The following is a 4,528-nucleotide window of genomic DNA, read 5'->3' as shown; positions in this document are numbered from 1 at the left end:
ACTTGTGCTGTATGAACATCTGTAAAACTTTCTATACTTTTTATTTCTATAACAACTTTATTTTCTACCAATAAGTCTAATCTGTAGCCATGATCAAGTTTGACTTCCTTATAAACTATAGGCATTGGCTTTTCCTTTTCAACTTTCAATCCTTCAGTGACTAACTCATAAAATAAGCACTCCTGATATGCAGATTCTAACAATCCAGGTCCTAAAGACCTATGTATCTCAATAGACTTGCCTATTATGAGCTTGGAAATCTCATTTTCAACCATAACTCTGTGATCCTATGTCTTCTTTGTGAAACTTTGTGTAACAACTTTTATATATTATTAATGATCTCAACCATTTTGTCTGCATTATTATGTCCAAAAATATCCATTTGAACTTTAGTTGGATTGAAATTCATTATTTTTTCTGCATCTAAATCACTTTCTGGTTTCATTAGCAAGTTCCATCCCTCTTCAACGGTTTCTATCCATTCAGTTTCTGATCGTAAGGTAATACAGGGTTTCATTAATATAAATGCTTCTTTTTGTATACCTCCCGAGTCTGTTAATATTTTCCTTGCATTCGATTGAAGATAAATGAAGTCCAAGTAACCTAGTGGTTCAATCATTTGAATATTTTTCCCGACTGCAATTTTATGTGTCTCTAGAATACTTTTTGTCCGTGGATGCACAGGGAACAAAACAAGTTCATCTAATTGGCTTAATGTGTCTAGGATATTTCTCAAAACGTTGGGATCATCCACATTATAAGGCCTATGAAGTGTCAATAAGTAATATGAGTTTTCTGTTAATTTCAGTTCATCGAGTATAATCGATTTTGATTTCGCTACTTCCAAATTTCTCATCAAAGCATCAACAGTAATATCTCCAACTAAATACGATTTATCTTGTAGTCCTTCATTTTGCATAAGATTCATTGCATTTTGAGTTGGTGCAAACAAATATTCTGAAACATGATCCGTTACAATTCGGTTTATTTCTTCTGGCATAGAACGATTGAAACTCCTTAAACCAGCTTCAATATGGACAACATCAATTCCCATTTTAGATGCAGCTAAAGCACCAGCAAGTGTTGAATTTGTATCTCCAAAAACAATTACCAATTGTGGTTTCTCGATTTCCAAAACCTTTTCAATTTCAGTAAGCATAGTGCCTGTTTGAGCACCTTGTGTAGCAGAACCAATGTTTAAATTATATTTAGGTTGTTTTATTTTCAGATCACTAAAAAATGAATCTGACATATTATGGTCATAATGCTGTCCAGTATGGATAATTATCTCTTTGTGAAACTGGGTTAGCTTTTCTGATAAAGGTGCCAGTTTTACAAATTGAGGCCTTGCTCCCACTATAGAGATGATTTTCTTTCGATTCATGCTTACAATCTCAATTCACTAATTAGATAAAATCTATCTACTTTATTATTTTGATTCCATGAAACTCTCAAAAGCATTTCTTACCAATCTGAAAGTCAATCTTTTATATTCAGGCAAAGAATCTACAACTCCTGTATTAACAATTTCACAACCAGTTGAGCAGCTTGCACCAAGTTTTTGAACATCTTTGAAATCAACTTTGTTGAATTCAGAATCAGCATAATTTTCATTCAGGAAGTCACAAATAGCTTGAACTTCATTTGCTGCTCCTCTTTCCATTAAATTAAAGGACTCAAATACAAAATCAATGAATTCTTGTGAAGGGAGCTCTTTACCTCTCCCAATCCCTGCATAACCAATATTTAAATCATCAAATTGACTTGGTTGATAGATGTTACAAGCATCCAAAATTCCTTTAAGGTTTTTTGCTTTGGTAATTAAATCTGCAAACTCCTCAAAATAAATTTTATGAGCAGTTGCCATAAAAATATAATCAACATTTTTAACTGCATTTTCTAAATCATTTGTGAAGATATTGGAAACTCCGAATTTTTCCAGATTCTGATCATCAGTCTTTACATATGGATCTTGAATAATTACATCACATCCTTTTGCCTGAAGCTGCAAAGCCAATTGAATTGATGGAGAATTTCGTGTATCTTCAGAATTAAATCGGTAAGCAGCACCTAAAATAGCAACTTTCTTTCCATCAATTTTCTCAAAGTTTCTTTCAAATAAGTTTATTGTTTCAGCGGGAGATTCATCATTGATCACACGTGAATTAATAATTAAACTATTTGATGTATCAAATCCACTTTCAATGCGTCTCCACCATAGTAAAATTCCATCTTTGGGCAAGCAGTGTCCTCCTACTCCTACCATAGGAACTAAAATACCACCACTTGGAACTGCATTTGGATCGTTGGAAGCATCATCTGCTTGGGCAAGTTTTTTATTTATCTCATCTCTCAAATGATAAAAGTGAATATTGTTTTCATCACAATATCGAACAACCTCTGATGAAAAAGCAATACGTACATCACGATAGGCGTTTTCCAAGGTTTTAACTACTTCGGCAGTCATACTGTTTGTTGCATGTAAAATACCTTTCGTAACAATATGTTGATAGATATGCTGAATCATTTTAGGCGTTTCAGGATGCAAGCCAGCCACTAATTTATCGGATTCGGTAACTCGTTCAACTAATCGTCCAGGCATCACACGGTTAGGGCTATTTCCAAGCAATATATCTTTGCCTTCAATCAATCCAAATTTTGCAAAATGATCTTTTATTAATGTAGCCATTGATGAAGGTGCTAAAGTCGATTCAAAAACTACCAAAGGAATTTTATTTTTAGGCTTCTTTTGAAATGCTTCTGCTAAGCTTGTTAGTCCGCCAAATAATGGGCCATAATCTGGTCCAAAACCATCTTTATCTGTTTGAATAGAAACCAAAACCATATCTGCATCAGATAATACATCAAAATCCCAACTTGCACTAAGCAAACCCTCTTTCACTACTTCTGCTGTAATTTTATCCAGACCTGGCTCTATACCGCCAATTACTGATTTTCCACTATTTATTGCATCGACTTTCCAACCAGAATTTTTTGAATTTCGTTGAACAACACAAACTTTTGCAGGCTTATCAGTTCCAACTTTAATTCTTGAATTTGCCAAAAGAGTTGCCATAGGCATTCCTACTATGCCAGGGCCAATAACGCCAATTTTTTCTACCTTCCAATCGAAAGAATAATTTTCAGTTAACTGTATTTTCATCTGTTTATAATTGTTTTAAAAGGTCATATGGAACTCGCATATAGTCATTCCCTTGTTTGTGTAAACTTATTCTCATGCTCGTTTCATATTTCATTTTTTCTGCTAAAAGATTCAAAATATCTATGCAATATTATTCACTTATTTCTTGACGTCCTCTTGACTTTGAATTTTTCTAGTATTGATCCTTTAATTCTTATCAATAAATGTATTAAACCATAATTCCAAACAAAGCATTCCCCAAAGCTGTCTACCAAATGGTTTTTCAGACATGATAATCTGCTCTATTTTCTTGCAATTCAATATCCCTCTTTTCTTGCATTTTTCAGATAATAAGATGTCTGAGATAAAATCTTTTGCTTCTTTTTTTGCCCACAAATGCAAGGGAACAGGAAAACCCATTTTATCCTTTCTATTGGTTATTTTAGGAGGCAAAATATGTCCTACTGACTTTTTAAGGAAGTATTTCAGCTCTCCTCCTTTAAACTTCATGGCAGGAGGCATACTGGCAACTAACTCAACTATACGTTTATCCAATAATGGAACTCGTGATTCAATCGAAGCAGCCATGCTAACTCTGTCCTCGACTTGCAAAAGAGCTGGTAAGCTACCAAACAGGTCGAAATAAGTCATTTTGTTGTAATAGGATTTTGTATTCGGATTATTAAATAGATTACTAAATTTCGAAAAAGCATTTTCAAGATTATATTCAGCTGAGAAGTCTTCTGTAAAATAATCCTTATTGCCATGCATCCTATCTATCAAATGAAAATATCTAACATCCATTGGGTCAAAAGCATCTTTACTCCAGAAGTTTTTAATCATTGGGATATAGCTTTTGATAAATGGCAAATTGGGCACAATTGACTGAAGAGAGACTATATGCTCTCCTTCATCTGTATTTTCGAGTATACTCCCTTTTAATGCTTGCTCCAGATAAGCAACTAAATATCTGGCATAACCACCAAATATCTCATCTCCTCCTTGCCCACCCAAAACAACTGTCACGTTTTCAGATGCTAATTTGGATACCATGTATTGAGGAAAAACACCTGGACCAGCTACAGGTTCGTCTAAGTGATAAATTAATTTTGGTAACTGATCGATAAAATCTTGAGCTGTTGGATAAATTTCAAATGCTTTTGCACCACACTGATCGGCAAGTAATCTTGAGTATTCTGTTTCATTAAATTCAGGTCCTTCATTAAATGCTCCAGTAAAAGTTGAGATTGGTGTATGTGAAAAACCAGATACCAATGTAGTGACTAAACTCGAATCAAAGCCACCGCTCAAATAAGTCCCAATAGCGACATCGCTTCTCATTTGCATATTAACGGTATCCTCTAATAGGTGTTTAATTTCATTCTT

General features: G+C 34.0%; 4 protein-coding genes. All 4 read right to left on the bottom strand.

Translation table 11 applies throughout. The features are described from left to right. Positions 1–275 (bottom strand): GxxExxY protein (locus tag HOG71_08525; GenBank protein ID MBT5990888.1); only part of this gene is annotated, 275 nt, incomplete at its 3' end. A gap of 47 nt (positions 276–322) precedes the next feature. Then, positions 323–1,384 carry a UDP-N-acetylglucosamine 2-epimerase (non-hydrolyzing) gene (gene wecB / locus HOG71_08520; GenBank protein MBT5990887.1) on the bottom strand — a complete coding sequence of 354 codons (1,062 nt, stop codon included), beginning with the start codon at positions 1,382–1,384 and terminating at the stop codon, positions 323–325. Positions 1,385–1,429: 45 nt separating this feature from the next. Continuing rightward, positions 1,430–3,163, bottom strand: coding sequence for a nucleotide sugar dehydrogenase (locus tag HOG71_08515; GenBank protein MBT5990886.1), 1,734 nt, complete (start codon positions 3,161–3,163; stop codon positions 1,430–1,432). Between the two features lie 186 nt (positions 3,164–3,349). Further along, positions 3,350–4,528: asparagine synthase (locus HOG71_08510; protein ID MBT5990885.1), on the bottom strand; the 1,179-nt coding region annotated here is incomplete at its 5' end.

Source organism: Bacteroidota bacterium (assembly GCA_018698135.1).
Classification (GTDB): domain Bacteria; phylum Bacteroidota; class Bacteroidia; order CAILMK01; family JAAYUY01; genus JABINZ01.
Note: the sequence above shows the minus strand (reverse complement) of the source record. Positions and strands in the feature narration are given on the sequence as shown.

Excerpts from the sequence above, each read along its gene's own strand:
- wecB (MBT5990887.1), bottom strand. The coding sequence starts at position 1,384 with ATGAATCGAAAGAAAATCATCTCTATAGTGGGAGCAAGGCCTCAATTT.
- HOG71_08515 (MBT5990886.1), bottom strand. The coding sequence starts at position 3,163 with ATGAAAATACAGTTAACTGAAAATTATTCTTTCGATTGGAAGGTAGAA.